The 17,378-nt window shown below is 73.3% G+C and carries 18 protein-coding genes and 3 pseudogenes; 12 read left to right on the plus strand and 9 right to left on the minus strand.

Annotated elements, in window-relative coordinates:
- The first annotated feature begins 271 nt into the window (after positions 1-271).
- The gene (locus tag AC4IHM_RS28205) at positions 272-1,096 is read left to right on the plus strand and encodes a CPBP family intramembrane glutamic endopeptidase (protein WP_490869776.1); all 825 of its coding nucleotides are present in this window, start codon (positions 272-274) and stop codon (positions 1,094-1,096) included.
- Positions 1,097-1,142: 46 nt separating this feature from the next.
- On the opposite strand, the gene AC4IHM_RS28210 is transcribed toward AC4IHM_RS28205, so the two are convergent.
- Positions 1,143-1,952: a PhzF family phenazine biosynthesis protein gene (locus AC4IHM_RS28210; RefSeq protein WP_490869777.1), complete on the minus strand. Its 810-nt coding sequence runs from the start codon at positions 1,950-1,952 to the stop codon at positions 1,143-1,145.
- Between the two features lie 149 nt (positions 1,953-2,101).
- A complete protein-coding gene (locus AC4IHM_RS28215) occupies positions 2,102-2,608 on the minus strand; it encodes a MarR family winged helix-turn-helix transcriptional regulator (protein WP_490869778.1) in 507 nt (168 codons plus the stop codon).
- Between the two features lie 90 nt (positions 2,609-2,698).
- Here AC4IHM_RS28215 and AC4IHM_RS28220 point away from each other — a divergent pair, with 90 nt between their 5' ends.
- Genes AC4IHM_RS28220 through AC4IHM_RS28230 form a run of 3 tightly spaced genes read left to right on the plus strand, consistent with a single transcriptional unit; the run spans position 2,699 to position 4,601 of the window.
- The gene (locus AC4IHM_RS28220; RefSeq protein ID WP_490869779.1) at positions 2,699-3,352 is read left to right on the plus strand and encodes an SDR family NAD(P)-dependent oxidoreductase; all 654 of its coding nucleotides are present in this window, start codon (positions 2,699-2,701) and stop codon (positions 3,350-3,352) included.
- Positions 3,349-3,543 (plus strand): hypothetical protein, encoded by a 195-nt coding sequence (locus AC4IHM_RS28225; RefSeq protein WP_490869780.1) that lies wholly within the window; start codon positions 3,349-3,351, stop codon positions 3,541-3,543. The genes AC4IHM_RS28220 and AC4IHM_RS28225 overlap by 4 nt, the downstream gene beginning before the upstream one ends.
- Positions 3,540-4,601, plus strand: coding sequence for an aldo/keto reductase (locus AC4IHM_RS28230; protein WP_490869781.1), 1,062 nt, complete (start codon positions 3,540-3,542; stop codon positions 4,599-4,601). Before AC4IHM_RS28225 ends, AC4IHM_RS28230 begins: the two co-directional genes overlap by 4 nt.
- A 123-nt stretch (positions 4,602-4,724) precedes the next feature.
- Here AC4IHM_RS28230 and AC4IHM_RS28235 read toward each other — a convergent pair.
- Positions 4,725-5,738 (minus strand): annotated as a pseudogene (locus AC4IHM_RS28235) (aminoglycoside phosphotransferase family protein); the annotation flags it as partial.
- A 127-nt stretch (positions 5,739-5,865) separates the two neighbouring features.
- Between AC4IHM_RS28235 and AC4IHM_RS28240 the strand changes: the two are divergent.
- The 4 genes from AC4IHM_RS28240 to AC4IHM_RS28255 all read left to right on the plus strand — a co-directional run bounded on the left by AC4IHM_RS28240 (position 5,866) and on the right by AC4IHM_RS28255 (position 9,494).
- Positions 5,866-6,516, plus strand: a complete 651-nt coding sequence (locus AC4IHM_RS28240) for a PadR family transcriptional regulator (protein WP_490869782.1) — start codon at positions 5,866-5,868, stop codon at positions 6,514-6,516.
- 213 nt (positions 6,517-6,729) lie between these two features.
- Positions 6,730-7,269 (plus strand): Clp protease N-terminal domain-containing protein, encoded by a 540-nt coding sequence (locus AC4IHM_RS28245; RefSeq protein ID WP_490869783.1) that lies wholly within the window; start codon positions 6,730-6,732, stop codon positions 7,267-7,269.
- A gap of 90 nt (positions 7,270-7,359) precedes the next feature.
- Positions 7,360-8,364 carry an EamA family transporter gene (locus AC4IHM_RS28250; RefSeq protein ID WP_490870963.1) on the plus strand — a complete coding sequence of 335 codons (1,005 nt, stop codon included), beginning with the start codon at positions 7,360-7,362 and terminating at the stop codon, positions 8,362-8,364.
- A gap of 188 nt (positions 8,365-8,552) precedes the next feature.
- Positions 8,553-9,494 (plus strand): DMT family transporter, encoded by a 942-nt coding sequence (locus AC4IHM_RS28255; RefSeq protein WP_490869784.1) that lies wholly within the window; start codon positions 8,553-8,555, stop codon positions 9,492-9,494.
- Between the two features lie 53 nt (positions 9,495-9,547).
- On the opposite strand, the gene AC4IHM_RS28260 is transcribed toward AC4IHM_RS28255, so the two are convergent.
- The gene (locus AC4IHM_RS28260; RefSeq protein ID WP_490870964.1) at positions 9,548-10,189 is read right to left on the minus strand and encodes an FMN-binding negative transcriptional regulator; all 642 of its coding nucleotides are present in this window, start codon (positions 10,187-10,189) and stop codon (positions 9,548-9,550) included.
- Positions 10,189-10,874: pseudogene (locus tag AC4IHM_RS28265) on the minus strand (pyridoxamine 5'-phosphate oxidase family protein). Before AC4IHM_RS28265 ends, AC4IHM_RS28260 begins: the two are co-directional and overlap by 1 nt.
- Before the next feature lie 35 nt (positions 10,875-10,909).
- Here AC4IHM_RS28265 and AC4IHM_RS28270 point away from each other — a divergent pair.
- Positions 10,910-12,247, plus strand: coding sequence for an aminotransferase class I/II-fold pyridoxal phosphate-dependent enzyme (locus AC4IHM_RS28270; protein ID WP_490869785.1), 1,338 nt, complete (start codon positions 10,910-10,912; stop codon positions 12,245-12,247).
- Between the two features lie 128 nt (positions 12,248-12,375).
- Here AC4IHM_RS28270 and AC4IHM_RS28275 read toward each other — a convergent pair.
- A pseudogene (locus AC4IHM_RS28275) lies at positions 12,376-13,355 on the minus strand (DMT family transporter).
- A 74-nt stretch (positions 13,356-13,429) separates the two neighbouring features.
- Between AC4IHM_RS28275 and AC4IHM_RS28280 the strand changes: the two are divergent.
- Positions 13,430-14,341, plus strand: a complete 912-nt coding sequence (locus AC4IHM_RS28280; protein WP_490869786.1) for a LysR family transcriptional regulator — start codon at positions 13,430-13,432, stop codon at positions 14,339-14,341.
- 5 nt (positions 14,342-14,346) lie between these two features.
- Here the strand turns inward: AC4IHM_RS28280 and AC4IHM_RS28285 are convergent, their stop codons facing one another.
- Complete coding sequence (locus tag AC4IHM_RS28285; RefSeq protein WP_490870965.1) at positions 14,347-14,814, minus strand: pyridoxamine 5'-phosphate oxidase family protein; 468 nt, start codon at positions 14,812-14,814, stop codon at positions 14,347-14,349.
- Positions 14,815-14,816: 2 nt separating this feature from the next.
- Positions 14,817-15,317, minus strand: coding sequence for a Rieske (2Fe-2S) protein (locus AC4IHM_RS28290; protein ID WP_490869787.1), 501 nt, complete (start codon positions 15,315-15,317; stop codon positions 14,817-14,819).
- A gap of 183 nt (positions 15,318-15,500) precedes the next feature.
- Here AC4IHM_RS28290 and AC4IHM_RS28295 point away from each other — a divergent pair, with 183 nt between their 5' ends.
- Entirely contained in the window at positions 15,501-16,256 is a 756-nt protein-coding gene (locus AC4IHM_RS28295; RefSeq protein WP_490869788.1) for a HipA family kinase, read from the plus strand.
- Positions 16,253-16,636 carry a DUF3037 domain-containing protein gene (locus tag AC4IHM_RS28300; protein WP_490869789.1) on the plus strand — a complete coding sequence of 128 codons (384 nt, stop codon included), beginning with the start codon at positions 16,253-16,255 and terminating at the stop codon, positions 16,634-16,636. Before AC4IHM_RS28295 ends, AC4IHM_RS28300 begins: the two co-directional genes overlap by 4 nt.
- 18 nt (positions 16,637-16,654) lie before the next feature.
- Here AC4IHM_RS28300 and AC4IHM_RS28305 read toward each other — a convergent pair whose 3' ends face one another.
- A complete protein-coding gene (locus tag AC4IHM_RS28305; RefSeq protein ID WP_490869790.1) occupies positions 16,655-17,104 on the minus strand; it encodes an excalibur calcium-binding protein in 450 nt (149 codons plus the stop codon).
- Positions 17,105-17,378 lie beyond the last annotated feature (274 nt).

Raw genomic sequence — 17,378 nt, forward strand, 5'->3', positions numbered from 1 at the left:
GGGGCCGGTTCTCGTGACGCGCTGGTGTGCGCCAGCCGGGACGGGCCGGCACGCCTGGGATGGGTTGGCGCGCTTCCGGTGCGACGGGCTGGTGTGCGCCGTCGTGTCGGGCCGGTGCGCTTTCCGGCCCGATGGGCTGGGGCTGCTCCGCTCCCGTGGTGACGGGCTGGAGCGCGCCCGCCTGCCCCGTCGTGCCGACTGGGCCGCCCCGCCGCGCGGCGCCTCATACTGATCGGGCAAGCTGTGACGTTCCAGCTGGAGGCAGGTGTGCATGGCGGAGGCGGGCTCGGTGGACGATGCGTTCCCTCAGAAGCAACTCGGCGAGCAGTCTGCCGGGGAACGGCCGTCGCGGCGGATCCTGCGGGACGAGACGCTGCTCGTCCTGGCACTGTCGCTGGGCGCGAGCGGCGTGTCCGCCCTCATCAGCTTCGTCGGCTCCGTCACCCGGCCGGGCGGGCTCAAGGACCAGGCGGCCACCCTCAACTCCTCCGCGGCGCCCGGCCGGCCCTGGCTCGACCTGGCCTGGCAGCTCTTCGGGATCACCACGGCCCTCGTCCCGGTCGCCCTCGTCGCGCACTTCCTGCTGCGTGAGGGGCGGAGCCTGCGCACCCTCGGCTTCGACCGGACCCGCCCGTGGCCGGACCTGGGCCGCGGGGCGGCCGTCGCCGCCGTCATCGGCAGCACCGGTATCGCCTTCTACCTGGCCGCCCGTGGCCTCGGCTTCAACCTCACCGTGGTGCCCGAGGCACTGCCGGGCGTGTGGTGGAAGTACCCCGTCCTGATCCTCTCGGCGGTGCAGAACTCCGTCCTGGAAGAGGTCGTCGTCGTCGCCTACCTGCTGCGCAGGCTCGACCAGCTCGGCTGGGGCGCGGGCGCGTCGCTCGCGGCCAGTTCGGTGCTGCGCGGGTCGTACCACCTCTACCAGGGCATCGGCGGCTTCATCGGCAACACGGTGATGGGCGTCGTGTTCGTGTACCTGTACCGCCGGTGGGGGCGCGTGGGTCCGCTGGTGGTGGCGCACTCGCTGCTCGACATCGGGGCCTTCGTCGGGTACGCGCTGCTGGCCGGGAAGGTGGACTGGCTGCCGACGGCGTGAGCGTGCGGGGGACACGGCAGGCGCTCCCACGCCTGCCTGCCCCGGATCAGGCCAGCAGCTCGCCCTCGATCACCGTCACCGCGTGCCCGCCCAGCAGCGTGCGCTCGCCGCGCAGCCCGGTGCGGACCTTGCCGGAACGGGGCGAGGCCTGGAGCCCGGTGAGGTCGGGGCGGCCGAGGCGCTGGGACCAGAAGGGCGCGAGGGCCGTGTGGGCGCTGCCGGTGACCGGGTCCTCGTCGATGCCGACGTTCGGGAAGAAGCAGCGGGAGACGTAGTCGTAGCCCTGTGCGGGGTCCGCCGCGCGGGCGGTGGCGATGACGCCGCGCCCGGAGCAGGCGCCCAGCGCCTTGTGGTCCGGGGTCAGCCCGCGGACGGTCGCCTCGTCGGCGACCTCGACCAGCAGGTCCCCGATGCCCGGCCCGGTGTCGAGGACGCTGCGGGGCTCGGCGCCCAGGGCCTCGGCGACGCCTGCCGGGGCCTGGACCGGGGTGAGGGGCGCGGTCGGGAAGTCCATGGTGATCGAGCCGTCCGCACCGGGTGTCGCGACCAGCACGCCACTGCGGGTGGCGAACCGCACCGGGCCCTCGTGAGCGCCGGTGCCGCGCAGCACGTGGGCCGTGGCCAGCGTCGCGTGGCCGCACATCGCGACCTCGGTGACCGGCGTGAACCAGCGCAGCGCCCAGTCGGCCTCGCCGCCCGCGGGCAGCCGGTGGGCGAACGCGGTCTCGGCGTGATTGACCTCCAGGGCGACCCGCTGAAGCCGGTCGTCGTCCGGGAAGGCGTCGAGGAGCAGGACTCCGGCCGGGTTGCCGGCGAAGGGCCGGTCGGTGAAGGCGTCGACGATTCGGATGCGCATGCCCCGACGCTAGGCCCTGTCGTCAAGTCGCCGCCCGCCCGGGGGTGTGCGGACGCCGCCGGGATCGCGCCGTTGTCCTGTCGTACTGAACCTTGACCGATCTCACCGAACTCTGTCCGGACGCGCTCCTGCTCGGCGCACGGTCGGCCTCAGTCGTCGGTTCCGGCCGGAGGGTGCCGTTCGAGCGAGGCCGGGGTGGCGCAGTGATCGTGGTGCCCGGTGACGTCGTCGCGGATGCGGGTGAGCAGGTCCCTCAGCAGTTCGCGTTGAGCGGGGGTCAAGGCGGCGAAGAGTGCGTCCTCGGCCGCGTACTGGGCGTCGGATGCCTGGTCGAAGCGGTCGCGTCCGGTGTCGGTGAGGACCACGACGTGGCGGCGCCGGTCGGCCGGGTCGCGTCGGCGTTGCACCAGGTGAGCGGCTTCGAGCGGGTTGAGCAGGGTGACCAGGACGCTGGGCGCGATGCCCATGAGGCGGCCGAGTTCACCCTGGGCGAGGGTGCCTCGGTCGTGGAGCAGGCCGAGGAGTTCGAACTGACGCGGGCTGAGGTCGTGATCGTTGTGGGCCTCGCGCAGTCGCCGCATGGCCTCGGCGCCGAGCAGCGCGAGCATGAGTCCGGGGCGTGAGCGGTGCTCGTCGATCAGCGATTCATCGGCCATACGAATAAAATAGCATCCTGTATCGTTTAGAGTCCTACACGATGTAGGTGTATCGACTACTGAGGAGATGCTATGAGTACGGCTGTGATCGTGGGAGCCGGTCCGGGGCTGGGCAAGGCGATAGCCCGGCGCTTCGGTGCCGAGGGCTTCGACATCGCTCTGGTCGGCCGCACCCGGCAGACGCTGGAGAGGCTGGAGAGCGAGCTGTCCCACGAAGGGCTCCAGGCGCACGGGTTCGTGGCGGACGTCACGGACCAGGACGCCCTGGTGAAGGCGTTCGATGCGATCAAGGGCCGCCTCGGTCCGATCGAGGTCCTGGAGTACTCCCCGGCTCCCAGCAGCCCGTCGGCGGTCGGTGCCACCGACCTGAGCGTGGAAGCGCTGCTTCCCGAGCTGGATGTGTATCTGTTCGGTGGCGTGACGGCCGTGCAGCAGGTGTTGCCCGACATGCTCGCCCGGGGCAGCGGCACGATCCTCGTCAGCACCGGCGCTTCATCGGGACCGGTGATCCACCCGCCGTTCGCGAACATCGCCGCCGCTTCGGGTGCGCTGCGCAACTGGGTGCTGAACCTGAACGCGGCTCTGCGCGACTCCGGCGTGTACGCCGCGCATGTCGCGATCGCGACATGGATTGGCCAGGAAGGACCGGCCAGCACACCTGAGGCGATCTCCGAAACCTACCTGGATCTTTACCGCACCCGGCGAGCGGCCGAAGTGCTCTACACCTCGACGGGTGTGGCGTGACCGGGCGCATCGAGAGCCGCATCGCGCCGGTCGGCGGAGCGGCGCGCGGTGTCGGCACGGTCGTCGCGGCACGCCAGGGGGGCCGCGGCATCTGCGGCGTCCCGCCCGGCATGCGGCAACGCGGCACAGGCGCGATCGTCGCGACCAACGGAAACGGCACGACCTTTCCCGTACAGGAGAAGACCCCGTGAAATACCGCACTTTCGGCCGCAACAACGGCCTTCGCGTCTCCGAACTCGCCCTGGGCACCGGCCTGCTGGGCACCCACGAGGGCATCAGCGGGCTGAGCCGCCCCGGCGAGGGAAGCGACGCCCGCGCCGTGTTCGAGACCTATGTCCAGGCCGGCGGCAACTTCATCGACACCGCCGAGGGCTACCAGGGCGGCGAGTCCGAACGGCTCGTGGGTGAACTGATCGGCAGGGACCGTGAGGACTTCGTCATCGCCTCCAAGTACTCCGTCGGCTCCACCCGCACCGAGGGCCACGCCCGGGTCGGCAACAGCCGCAAGGCGATGATGGCCGCCATCGACGGCACCCTGCGGCGGCTGAAGACCGAGTACGTCGATCTCTACTGGCTCCACGCCCACGACGCCGTCACTCCCATGGAGGAGATCCTGCGCGGTCTTGACGACCTCGTACGGGTGGGCAAGATCCGCTACGGGGGCCTGGGCAACTTCCCCGCCTGGCGCGTCTCGCGCGGGCAGGCGATCGCGGAGCAGCACGGCTGGGCACCCATCGCGGCGATCACCTCCGAGTACGGGGTCGCCGAGCGTGGAGCCGAGCGCGAGATCATCCCCATGGCCGAAGCCCTCGGCATCGGCTTCGGCGCCTGGTCGCCCCTCTCCAGCGGCTTCATCACCGGCACCCACCCCGGCACCGGTGGCAACGAGGCCCGCCTGCTGCACTGGTCCGCCAACAACCGGCCCACCCCGGCCGACTTCGCCGTGCGCGACGCGGTCGCCAAGGTCGCCGAACGGCACGGCGCCACCCCCGCCCAGGTCGGACTCGCATGGGTCCTCCACCGCGCCCACCGCTCGCCCACCGCGCTGGTCCCCATCACCTCCGCACCCACCGCACAGGCGCTCTCCAGCAACCTGCGATCCCTCGATCTCGCCCTCACCGACCAGGACATGACCGAACTCGACACCGCGGGCGGTTTCACCCTCGGAGAACCCCACGTCCACAATCGCGAGGGCGAGAAGTACGTCACCGCGGGTGACCTGATCCGCTCCTTGATTCCTGTCGCCTGAGCATTGGACGGGTCCGTACGACGGGACGACGGTGCATCCCCGGCCTCCCTGCCCGAAGGACGCGGCCGGTCGTCGGAAGGCATACCGCCAACGCAAGGCGATGCTTTGTGAGTCCGTCCTCGGTCAGTTCAGCAGGGCAGCTGTGAACGTCTGGCGGTGGTCCACCAGCCAGGTCTGCATGCGGTCCCAGCGTTCCCATCCACCACGCTCGGCCCACGCCTGGAGATAGACGGGGTCTCCGTTCGCCACGCGGCGGGCGACGAAGGCTCGGCAGGTCTCCGTGGCCTGCTCGACGACGCCGGGCAACTCGGCGCGGTCCCCCGCCGGGAGGCCGTAGCTGTCGGCAAGAATCCGCAGCCGTGCGGTCGCGTCCAGCCCGTTGGGACAGAGAGCGGCCGCGGACTCGGGATCAAGCATGGGCACCCAATAGCGGGCGGTCATGGCGATGTCCCAGAGGGCACGGCCCGGGGCCGCCAAGTCGAAATCGATCAGGGCCGCGGCACGACCGTCGCGGAAGACGACGTTCTCCGGGCACACATCGTTGTGGCACAACATCGTTCCCCCTTCCGGGTCGGCGAGGTCCGGGGGCCACTCGGCACGGGTGTCCACTGCGACGGCCGCGCTGGTCTCATGCAGACGCTGCAGCAGGCTCCCCACCGATGCAAGGGCGGAACTCGTCATCGCCCAGTCCGGGAACGGCGGCAGAGCCACGTCTCCAGGGATGAAAGTCAGTTGCTCACGGCCCTCCGCGGTGACATCGACAGGGGCCGGTGCCGCGTCGAAGCCGTGCTCCTTCAGTGCGAGGAGGTAGGCATGCAGGGCGCGTGCGTTGCGCGGTGCCGGTCGCTCCACCAACTCCCCCCGGCGGAAGACCGCCTCCGCGTTCGCCATGCCGCCGGACAGCGCCTCGTCTTCAGCCGTCATGAGGATCACGCTATCGCCAGACCGACCCCGCGGGGAGGCCCGGCAACTCCAGTGCTCATCGAACCGACCACCGCCGCGGAGCACTCGGCAGGCGCCGTGGACCTCGGCGCCGTAGACGTCCCAGCACCAGCCCCAGACGTTGCCGAGCATGTCGTGGAGCCCCCACGAGTCGGCCTCGGCACGGAAGTGGTAAGCGGGCGTGAGGTCGGCGCACCGGGACCGAGCGTTGCAGTACCGGTCCGCAGGTCACAGCCGTCCTCCCCAAGGACTTGCCAGCCGATACTTTCCGATATATCGTTGAGGCATCGCGACAGATCAACGACTGAATGGAGTGATTGCGATGCGTACCCACGGATACGAGCGTGGACATGGTGGAAACGGCCGCGGAGAGAGCGGCGGCGGCCCCTTCGGGCGTGGCGGGTTCGATGGTCGGCGTGCGGCCTTCGGGTCCTTCGGGCCGGGTGGTCCCGGCGGTCCCGGTGGTCCCTTCGGGCCGGGATTCGGTCACGGAGGGCCCTGGGGCGGCCGAGGGCGCGGCGGACCCAGGGGAAGGGCGCGGCGCGGCGACGTACGGGCGTCGATCCTGGCCCTGCTCAAGGACCGGCCGATGCACGGCTACGAGATGATCCAGGAGATCGCCGAGCGCAGCGGCGGGGCGTGGAAGCCCAGCCCCGGTTCGGTGTACCCCACCCTCCAACTGCTGGAGGACGAGGGCCTGATCGCCAGTGAGAGCGAGGGCGGCAAGAAGCTCTTCGCGCTCACCGAGGCGGGCCGCACCGCGGCCGAGGAAGGCCCGGAAGCACCCTGGGAAGAGGCCTCGCGAGGCGTCGACTGGGAGGCTCTGAACGACATCCGGCAGGCCGGGTTCGGCCTGATGGAGGCGTTCGGCCAGGTCTGGAAGACCGGCAGCAAGGAACAGCGGGAGAAGGCGCTCACCGTCATCGGCGACGCCCGCAAGAAGCTGTACCTGATCCTCGCCGACGAGGACTGACGGCGTACCACCCATGTGACGAGTGCCCCGCGGATCGCTCCGCGGGGCACTCTCGCGTCCCCGCGGCAAGGCGGCGCGCCTCCGCCAGGGCGAAACGGCTTGATCTCATCCGCAAGGAGGAGATTCCGGCCGGGCGGCTCCACTCGCCGTGGGATGGCGAAATGCTCCCCTTCGGGGATGACCCGGTCGCGTGGGACTGATGAGCTGGGAGATGTGCAACCCCGTATCCCCCGGCAGTCGGCCGGCGAGCAGGACGCCCGGCGCCCGGACGGCGTCGACCTCGATGCCCGGTTCAGCGCCGAACTGGCAGCGGCGGTCTCCGGCGCCCGCCGCAGGGCGGTACGGGACGGGGACCGGCAGATCGACACCGCCCATCTGCTGCACTCCCTCCTGGAGTGCGACGCCGAGGCCCGCGCCCTTCTCGGGGAGGGGCCCCGGATCGCCCGGCTGCTCGGCTATCTAGTGCAGCGCAGCATCGGCTACGGCCTGCGCTGGCAGGGCACTGTCGAGGACTCCGGGTCCGTACCCGCCGTGAGCGATGCCGCGGGTTTCTCGCCGCTGGCCGCCTCCGTCGTGGAGGACGCCTGCGCACGCGCCGCGCGGCGCGGGGCCGCACAGGCCTGCGGGGCCGACCTGCTCGCCGCCCTGGTCGCGCACCCGCAGGCGCGGGCCGTCGAGGTTCTCGCCCGCGCCGCCGTCGAGCCGCGCGCCGTGCTCGCCCGGGTGGAGAGCCACTTCGAGCCGACGCCCTGAACCGAACGGCGGGACGGCGGTGCCCCGGAACGTCCAGCCGGTGAGACAGGTGCCATTGGGGGTGACGGTCATGTCGTGCCCTGTCATCATGTGCCGGTGCATACGACTGACAGCACTCGCGGCGGTCGCGGCAAGGGCGCCGGACTCGGCCTGGCACTCGTCTCAGCGGTCGCCTTCGGAGGCTCCGGGGTCGCGGCCAAGCCGTTGATCGAGGCGGGACTCGACCCGCTGCACGTGGTCTGGCTGCGCGTGGCAGGCGCGGCCCTGGTGATGCTGCCGCTCGCCGTGCGCCACCGCGCGCTCGTGCGCCGCCGCCCGGGGCTGCTCGCCGGGTTCGGACTGCTCGCCGTGGCCGGTGTGCAGGCCTGCTACTTCGCCGCGATCTCCCGCATCCCCGTCGGCGTCGCGCTGCTCGTCGAGTACCTGGCGCCCGCCCTGGTCCTCGGCTGGGTGCGGTTCGTGCAACGGCGGCCGGTGACGCGGGCCGCGGCGCTCGGCGTGGTCCTCGCCGTCGGCGGACTCGCCTGCGTGGTGGAGGTCTGGTCCGGGCTCGGCTTCGACGCCCTCGGACTGCTGCTCGCCCTCGGTGCCGCCTGCTGCCAGGTCGGCTACTTCGTCCTGTCCGACCAGGGCGGCGACGCCGGGCAGGAGGCACCCGACCCGCTCGGCGTCATCGCCTACGGCCTCGTCGTCGGGGCCGCCGTGCTGACCGTCGTCGCCCGCCCCTGGTCGATGGACTGGTCCGTCCTCGCCCGCACCGCGCCCATGGACGGCACTCCGGTCGCCGCCGCCCTGCTGCTCGCCTGGATCGTGCTCATCGCCACGGTGCTCGCCTACGTCACCGGCGTGGTCGCCGTGCGCCGTCTGTCGCCCCAGGTCGCGGGCGTCGTGGCGTGCCTCGAAGCGGTCATCGCGACCGTCCTGGCATGGGTGCTGCTCGGCGAGCACCTCTCCGCCCCGCAGATCGTCGGCGGCGTCGTCGTCCTGGCCGGCGCCTTCATCGCGCAGTCCTCGACGCCCGCGAAGGGTGCCGCGGACCCGGTGGCGAGCGGGAGGCCCGAAAGGGAGTTGTCCGGCCGGGGAACGGCGACCTAGGGTGCCGATCATGCATTCCGACACACTCGTCCTTCCGCCCCCGGCCGCCTGAAGGCGGGCCCTGTGGCGAGCCCGGCGCGCCGTCGCCGGGCCGGACGGTGCTGCCCGCAGAAGCAGTCCCCGCGCCCCCGGCCGTTCCGGGGCCGCTCCGACCTTCCGCGCTTCGTGCGCGTCTGCGGAGAGAACTCGTGTCGAATGCCGTCTCCGGCCTGCCCGTCGGGCGTGGCCTCCTCTGTCTGACCGTCGCCGGCCTCGCCTGGGGCACCGCCGGTGCCGCCGCCTCGCTGGTCTACCGGGCCAGCGACATCGGCCCCCTCGCGCTGTCGTTCTGGCGCTGCGCGGCCGGCCTTGTCCTGCTGCTCGCCGTCCGACCGCTGCGCCCGCGCGTGCCCGGGGCCGTGCGTGCGCCGTTCGCCGGCAGGGCACGGCGTGCGCTCGTCACCGGCCTCGGCCTCGCGGTGTTCCAGACCGCCTACTTCGCCGCGGTGCGGTCCACCGGGCTCGCCGTGGCCACCGTCGTCACCCTCGGCGCCGGTCCGGTGCTGATCGCGCTCGGCGCGCGCCTCGCCCTCGGGGAGCGCCTCGGCAGGGGCGGGGCGGCGGCCGTGGCCGGGGCGCTCGCCGGGCTCGCGGTGCTCGTCCTGGGCGGAGGGAGTACGACCGTCCGCCCGGCGGGCGTGCTCCTCGCGCTGCTGTCGGCGGCCGGGTACTCGCTGATGACGCTGCTCACCCGCTGGTGGGGACGCGACGGCGGGGTGGACGCCGCCGGTACGTCCGTCGGGGCGTTCGCCGTCACCAGCCTGTGCCTGCTGCCGCTCGCCCTGGCCGAGGGACTGGTGCCGCGCACCGCCGAACCGCTCCGGCTCCTGTGGCTCCTGGCGTATGTCGCTGCGGTCCCCACCGCCCTCGCCTACGGGCTCTACTTCGCCGGCGCGGCCGTCGTCCGGTCCGCCACCGTCTCGGTGATCATGCTCCTGGAGCCGGTCGGCGCGGCGGCACTCGCCGTCCTGCTGCTCGGGGAGCACCTCACGGCGGCGACCCTGGCCGGCACGCTGCTGATGCTCGGCTCGGTCGCGGGGCTCGCGCTGGCGGAGACCCGGGCGGCGCGGACACGACCGCTGCCGGTGTGACGGCCGGGGCCTCTCGTGGGGAGGGGCCCCTGCCCGGCCCGGGGTGTCCTCGCTCAGGCCCCACCGCGGCGCGACAGATGCTCCCGCGCCGCGGCGTCGCGCGGACCGCCCCGCTCGGCCAGCCCGGCCGCGATCCGCTCCCGGACCTCACCGGGGCGTTTGCCCGCGTACTTGAACTTCGCCCGTACGCCGGTCACCTCAAGGCGCAGCCCGCGGATGCCGGACAGCAGCCTGCCGTACGGCGCCTGGCCGGCCCCGGCCCGCGCGGAGCCGCCCTCCGGCTGGAAGTGGCCGACCTGGCGGTTGAGCAGGGCGGCCTTCTCGGCCGGGTCGTCCACGACACGGGCCCGGCAGCGGAGCTGGACGGCCGCGTAGAGGCTGGTCGGCACGCCGTGCTCGGGCGGGTCGTCCGGGGCGGCCTGCCAGGGGCCGGGGACGTAGACGTAGTCGTCGACCACGCTCAGCAGGACCACGGGGTCCGCCTCCAGGGCGGGCCACAGCGGGTTGGGCCGCGCCAGGTGCGTGACCGCCTCGCCGTACTCGCCGCGGCCGGCGTCGTAGGCGAAGTGGAGGGGCTGGACGTGGGGCGGCTCGCCGGGCGGGCCGTTGACGGCGAGCTGGCCGAAGTCGTGCCCGGCGAGCCAACGCCGCCACTCGGTGTCGTCCCGGGGCGCGTCCCAGGGGTGGATCAGCATCACAGGGCCGCGAGGTAGTCGGGAAGACCGGTGCCGGAGTCCAGGTCCGGGGCGGCGACCGGGGCCTCGTACCCCTTGCGCAGGGGGACGAGGCCGGCCCAGTGGGGGAGGGCGAGGTCCTCCGGCTCGTCGTTCACGCCGCCGGTGCGGAGCTTGGCGGAGACCTCGTCCAGGTCGAGGCGGATCACGGCGGTGGCGGCCAGTTCCTTGCGGTTGGCCGGCCGGCAGTCGTGGGAGCGGCGGGGACGACGTGGTCGACCAGGGCGTCCAGGGCCGTGCGCCGCTCCCGCGGGTCCGTCACCTCGTACGCGGTGCCGTGCACCACCACCGAGCGGTAGTTGAGCGAGTGGTGGAAGGCGGAGCGGGCCAGCACCAGCGCGTCCACGAGCGTCACCGTCAGGCACACCGGCAGCCCCGGGTCGGCCGCGCCGGTCATCCGCAGCGGGCGCGAGCCCGTCGAGCCGTGCACGTAGAGCCGCTCGCCGACCCGGCCGTAGAGCGTCGGCAGTACCACCGGGGCGCCGTCGCGGACGAAGCCGAGATGGCAGACGCAGCCCTCGTCGAGTATCGAGTGCACCAGCTCCTTGTCGTACGAGGCCCGGTCGGGGGAGCGGGTGGGGACGGTGCGGTCGGTGGGCGGATAGGCGGTCGCGGCCCGCGACGGCGTCCGTGGGGTCCCCGGCATGGTGCCCTCCATTGCGCTAGTGCATAATTGGCTTTGTGCTAGGAGAGTATCGGATCACAGGGCGGGGAGCAGCGGAGATTTCCGCGAGCGTCGAGCGTGCGGTGGGCTCGGGAGAGCTGGAGCCGGGACAGCCGTTGCCGCCGATGCGGGAGCTGGCGCAGCGGCTCGGGGTGAACCCGAACACCGTCGCCGCCGCCTACCGCACCCTGCGGGAGCGCGGGGTCATCGAGACCGCCGGACGCCGCGGCAGCCGGGTGCGCGCGAAACCGGCCACCACCGGGCGCGAGTTCATCCGCGTCGAGGTGCCGCTCGGCGTGCGCGACCTGTCCGACGGCAATCCGGACCCGGCCCTGCTGCCCGCGCTGGGCCCGGTGTTCGCCGCGGCGGCCGAACAGGGCGACCGGGAGCCGGTGTTGTACGGGCACGCGCCCGTGGAGCCGGAACTCGCGCGCCTCGCCCGGGGCGAACTGGACGCGGACGGGGTGCCGGACGGGCCCGTGGCCGTCACGTCCGGCTCGCTCGACGCCATGGAACGGGTGCTCGCGGCCCACCTCAGACCGGGCGACGCCGTCGCCGTCGAGGACCCGGGCTGGGGCAGCCTCCTCGACCTCGTTCCGGCGCTCGGCCTGCGCACGGTCGCCGTCGGCGTCGACGACGAGGGACCGCTGCCCGACGACGTGCGCCGGGTGCTCGCGGCCGGTGCCCGCGCCCTGGTCGTCACGGACCGCGCGCAGAACCCGACCGGCGCCGCGGTGAGCGCCACGCGCGCGCGTGCTCTCCGCTCCGTGCTGCGGGAATTTCCGCAGACGCTGCTGATCGAGGACGACCACGGCCACCGCATCGTGGACCTGCCGCTCCACCCCCTCGCCGGTACGACGCACAGCTGGGCCTTCGTCCGCTCGGTCGCCAAGGCCCACGGCCCCGACCTGCGCCTGGCCGTCCTCACCGGGGACACCATCACGCTGGACCGGGTGCGCGGGCGGCAGCGGCTGGGCCCCGGCTGGGTCAGCCGCGTCACCCAGCGGGCCGTGGTCCGGCTGTGGGCGGACGGCGCGGTGGACACGCACGCGGTGGCGGCGGCGTACGGCCGGCGCCGGGACGCGCTCCTCGGCGCCCTCGCGGAACGCGGGATCACCGCGCGCGGACTCAGCGGCCTGAACGTGTGGGTTCCGGTGCCCGACGAGACCGGTGCCGTCGCCCGGCTGCTGCACGCCGGCTGGGCGGTGGCCCCCGGCGCCCGCTTCCGGGTGAGCGCTCCGCCCGGCATCCGGATCACCGTGTCGACACTGACGGCGGACGAGACCGGCCACCTGGCGGCGGCGGTCGCGGCGGCGGTGGGGCCGGGGGCGGGGCCGCCGCGGAGTCACGTCTGAGGCGGTGGGTCGTCGGCGTCCCCTTTGCCGGCCACGTCACCGCTTTCCGGTGCGGGCCGGCGGGGCGCACGCCGAGCGGGCGCGCGCTCGCACCCGCCGCCCGGCCGGGCCGCGGGTCGGGAACCGTCCTAGCTCCTCGCCCCCGCCTCCTGCCGCACCCGGGTCCGGTGCCCCGGCTCCCGTACGGCGCCGTCCGGGACGGTCCGGGGGCCTGACCGGGTCAGTGCCGCGCCGGCCAGGACGATCACCGCGCCGACCGGCGTCGACCAGGACAGCGACTCGCCGAGGAGGGCGACTCCCGCGGCCGTGGCGACGACCGGGACGAAGTAGGTGACCATCTGGGCCGTCGTCGGGCCGATCTCGGAGACCAGGTTGTACTGGACCAGGAAGGCGAGCCCGGTACCGAGGACGCCCAGGGCCGCGATCGCCAGCAGGGGGAGCACCGGGAAGCTGCTCGGCATCGAGGTGAACAGAGGTGTCACGACGGCCAGTTGCAGCGTGGCCAGACCCAGCTGGGCGCCGGTCAGGGAGAGGGCGGAGTGGCTGGAGCCGGCCAGAGTGCGGCGGACGTGGATCCAGCCGACCGGATAGCTGAGCGAGGCCAGCAGGGCCAGCGCCGTGCCCGTGACGTCCAGGCCGTTGAAGCCCTGCCAGACGCCCAGCACCGTCAGGACCCCAAGGAAGCCGATGCCGAGGCCCGCCACCCGGCGCCGTGTCGGCCGGTCCTCGGAGAGGGCGACCAGCGACAGGGCCATGCCCCACAGTGGCGAGGTCGCGTTGCAGATGCCCGCCAGGGACGACGGGATCGTCAGCTCCGAGTAGGCGAACAGGGAGAACGGCAGCGCGTTGAGCAGCAGCCCGGCGACCGTCAGATGTACCCACGTCCGCGCCCCGCGCGGCAGCCGCTCCCGCTTCACCATCATCGCCACGGCACCACCGCCGTGCCGAACACCAGCCGCCCGAGCGTGACCTGGAAGGGGGCGAAGCTCTCGGTGCCCACTTTCATGAAGAGGAAGCTGAAACCCCAGACCAGGGAGAGGAGCCCGAAGCGCAGGCGCCAGTCGAAGACGCGGCGGGGTGCGGGGGCGGACGTGACACTGCTGCTCATGCGGGCAACGATGGTGCAGCCGTCCTCGTAGCACAATCGAGAATTCGCACTCGGTATCTCGTAGCATCGCTTACATGTTGAATCTGGAGCGCCTGCGTACCCTCGACGCCCTCGCCCGGCACGGATCGGTCAGCGGCGCCGCCGTCGGCCTGCACATCACCACCTCGGCCGTCTCCCAGCAGATGGCCAAACTGGAGCGCGAGACCGGCCGGCAACTGCTCGCCAAGAACGGCCGGGGCGTACGGCTCACGGACGCGGGCCGGCTGCTCGCCGAGCACGCGGCCCGCATCCTCTCCCAGGTCGAGCTGGCCCAGGCCGACCTGGAGGCGCAGCGCGGGCAGGTGGCGGGCGAGCTGAGGCTGTCGGCGTTCCCGACGGCCGCCCGGGGGCTGTTCCCCACCGCGCTGGCCGCCCTGCGCGCCGAACACCCCGCGCTGCGCGTCCGCTCCTGCGAGCTGGAGCCGGAACGCGGCATCAGCGGCGTGGTGCGCGGCGAGGGCGACCTGGCCGTCGTGCTCGACTGGTACAACAAGCCGATGCCGCTGCCCGACGGCCTCGTCAAGGCACCGCTCCTGGACGATCCCGCCGATGTGGCGATGCCGGTCGGCCACCGGCTCGCGGGCCGGGACGAGGTGGACCTCACCGAGTTCGCCGAGGACGAGTGGATCACGTGGGGCGAGGGCGAGTTCTGCCACGAGTGGCTGATGTTCACCCTGCGTTCCAAGGGCATCGAGCCGATCATCGGCCACCGCGCCGCCGAGACCCACACCCAGCTCGGCCTGGCCGCCGCCGGGCTCGGCGTGTGCATCGCCCCGCTGCTCGGCCGCCATCCGATGCCCGCCGGAGTCGTCGCCGTGCCGCTGAAGCAGCGGGTGCGCCGGCACGTGTACGTCGTCTGGCGCGCGGACGCCGACCGCCGCCCGTCGATCCGGGCGGCGGTCGGGGCGCTGCGGGCGGCGGCGCGGGAGGTGGGGCAGCCGGGGTGAGCCGGCTAGCGCGACGCCAGTTTGCGGAAGTCCCAGGAGACGACCTTCTCCGGTGTCAGCCGCAGCCAGGCGTGCCGGCCGTCGTGCGGCATCTCCTCCATGCCGAAGTTCTTGCGGGCGAACAGCGTCTCCGGGAAGTCGAGTTCGGCGCACAGCTCGCCGGTGCGGGGCGCCTCGCCCACGAACTCCACCCGGCCGGACAGCTCCGCGCCCCGCAACTCGTCGTACTCCTCGCCGGTGTCGACCACGATCGCCACCCGCGCATCGTGTCGCAGATCCGTCCAGCGACGGCTGCGCACGACCGAGTACAGCCACATCGAGGAACCGTCCCAGACGAACCAGAGTGTGCTCACATGCGGTGCGCCGGCGGCCGAGACGGTCGCCACCCGGCAGGTGCGCTGGGTGCTGAGGAACGTGTCCAGTTCACCGGGCGTCATCATGATCTTCCGGCCCCGGCGCTGAGTGACGGCCACGGTCATCCGACCAGCTGGATCGAGTCTCCGCTGACCGTGATCTCCACGGCGGGCAGCGGTTTGAGGGCCGGACCGCTCTGCACACTGCCGTCGGTGATCGAGAAGTTGCTGTTGTGACAGGGGCAGTTGATGACCCCGTCGGTCACGCTCTTCACCGCGCAGCCCTGGTGGGTGCAGGTGGCGGAGAACGCCTTGAACTCGCCCGCCTCGGGCTGGGTGACCACCACCTTCTGGTCGGCGAAGACCGTCCCGCCGCCCTCGGGGATGTCGGCGGTCGCCGCGAGCGCGGCCCCGGTGTCCTCGCCGCTTCCCGTACCGCCGTCGCCTTCCCCGTCGGACGAGGGGGACGCGGGGGACGCGGGGGCGGTGCCGGCGTCGCCGGACGCGTCGTCGTCCGAGTTCGAGCACGCGGCCAGCACGACGGTGAGCCCCGCCGCTCCGGCCGCCGCCACGACGGTACGACGGGCCGGTCCGGTCGCGGGGTGAAACGATGCGCTGGTCATGCTGGGGTTCCCTTCCGGGGTGGACGCGATGATGATCTGCCGAGAGGTACGGCCCCGTGGTACGTGCTGTTCAGACCGTGCCGAGATGCTTCCCCGTCGGCGGTCGGGCGGGCGTAAAACACGGCTGTCGATTCGCTGTCGGCCGGGCACCGCCCACCCTCACCACGCCGGTAACCTGGGGCGATGCTCAAGGACGTCAGCGCGACCTGCTACATCACCCCGTTGCGCGAGGGCGGCTCGCTGCCGGGACTGATCGAGGCCGACGACCTCGGGACGTACGTCCTGAAGTTCACCGGCGCGGGACAGGGCCGCAAGACGCTCGTCGCCGAGGTGGTCTGCGGTGAACTCGCCCGCCGGCTGGGCTTCCGGGTGCCGCGGCTGGTGACGGTGGACCTCGATCCGGTCCTCGGGCTCGGCGAACCCGACCAGCAGGTGCAGGAACTGCTCAAGTCGAGCGGCGGCACGAACCTCGGCATGGACTTCCTCTCCGGCGCGCTGGGCTTCGACCCGCTGGCCTTCGAGGTGAGCCCCGAGGAGGCCGGGCGGATCGTCTGGTTCGACGCGCTGGTGAACAACGTCGACCGGTCGTGGCGCAACCCCAACCTACTGCGGTGGCGTGGCGAGACATGGCTCATCGACCACGGCGCGACCATGATCTGGCACCACAACTGGCCCGGCGCCGAGGCCTCGGCCGCCCGCCCCTACGCCGCCGCCGACCACGCCCTCGCCCGCTTCGCGCCGGACATCGCCTCGGCCGCCGCCGCGCTCGCGCCCCTGGTCACCGAGGAACTCCTCGCCGAGGTCACCGCCGAGATCCCGGAGACCTGGCTGCTCGACGAACCCGGCTTCGACGCACCCGACGACCTGCGGCGCGCCTATGCCCGGCCGCTGCTCGCGCGGGCCGCGACGATCCACGAACGTGTGAAGGGGGAGCGGTGAGCGACCGTCACGTCTTCGAGTACGCGCTGGTGCGCGTCGTGCCCCGCGTCGAGCGCGGGGAGTGCGTCAACGCCGGGGTGCTCGTGTACTGCCGCGCCAAGTCCTACGTCGGTGCCCGCACCCACCTCGACGAGGGCAGACTGCTGGCCCTCGACCCGCACGTGGACCTGCCCGGCGTGCGGGCCGCGCTGCGTGCCGTCGAGGGTGTGTGCGCCGGTGGGGACGCGGCGGGCCAGGCGGCCCACGACGACCCCGGCCGCCGCTTCCGCTGGCTGATCGCCCCCCGCTCGACCGTCGTACAGCCGGGCCCGGTCCACACCGGCCTCACGACCGACCCGGCGACCGAGACGGAACGCCTCCTCGACCTGCTGGTGCGGTAGGGGCGGTGCCGGTCCGCTTCAGGAGCGGCGGCGTCGTACGACGTAACCCGCGGCGAACGCCGCGCCGGTCACGCAGCCCAGCCCGATGGCCAGGTCGCGGCCGCTCGGTCCGGTGTCCGAGGTGCCGCCCAGTCCGCCCCGCGTGCCGAGTGTCGGTGCGGCGGTGACCGGGGCGGGAGTGGCGGGCGCCGGGGCCGGCGCGGTGGGGGTGGGCAGCGGCCGGGAGGTCGCGGAGATCGTCGGGAGCTGGGCCCGCCGTGGCAGCGCCACGGGGGGCGGGCCGTCGTCCGTCCCCCGGTCCCCGCCGAGCCGGCCGGGCCCGCGCGGATCGCTGTGGGACACGGCCTGGGCGCCTTCCCGGTGGGTGAGGTCCCGGCAGTCCAGGTCCTTGGCGTGTGCGGGGCCGGTCAGCGGCACGATCGCGGCGATCGCGACGGCTATGCCCGCGGCACCGGTACGACGGCGCATGGACGCCTCCTCTCCGGCCACGAATGGCTCGCGCTTCGACGCTAGGCCCTGTCGGCACATTCCCGCCTGTCCGGGGAGACACCTCGCCCACCCACCGGCTCCCGCCACGAGAGTGCTCCGGCGCCCCGCGAGCGCCCGCACCGGACGCCGCCGGGCCCGCCCGCCGGGCGAGGGACGGGAATCCGACGACAGGGCCGGGAGCGCGGCGCGACGGCCCGCGGCGTTGGGCCGATCGGGTTCCCCGCCGCGGCGCCGCGGCGGGGAACCCGGGTAA

It is taken from the genome of Streptomyces sp. SL06 (genome assembly GCF_058244745.1).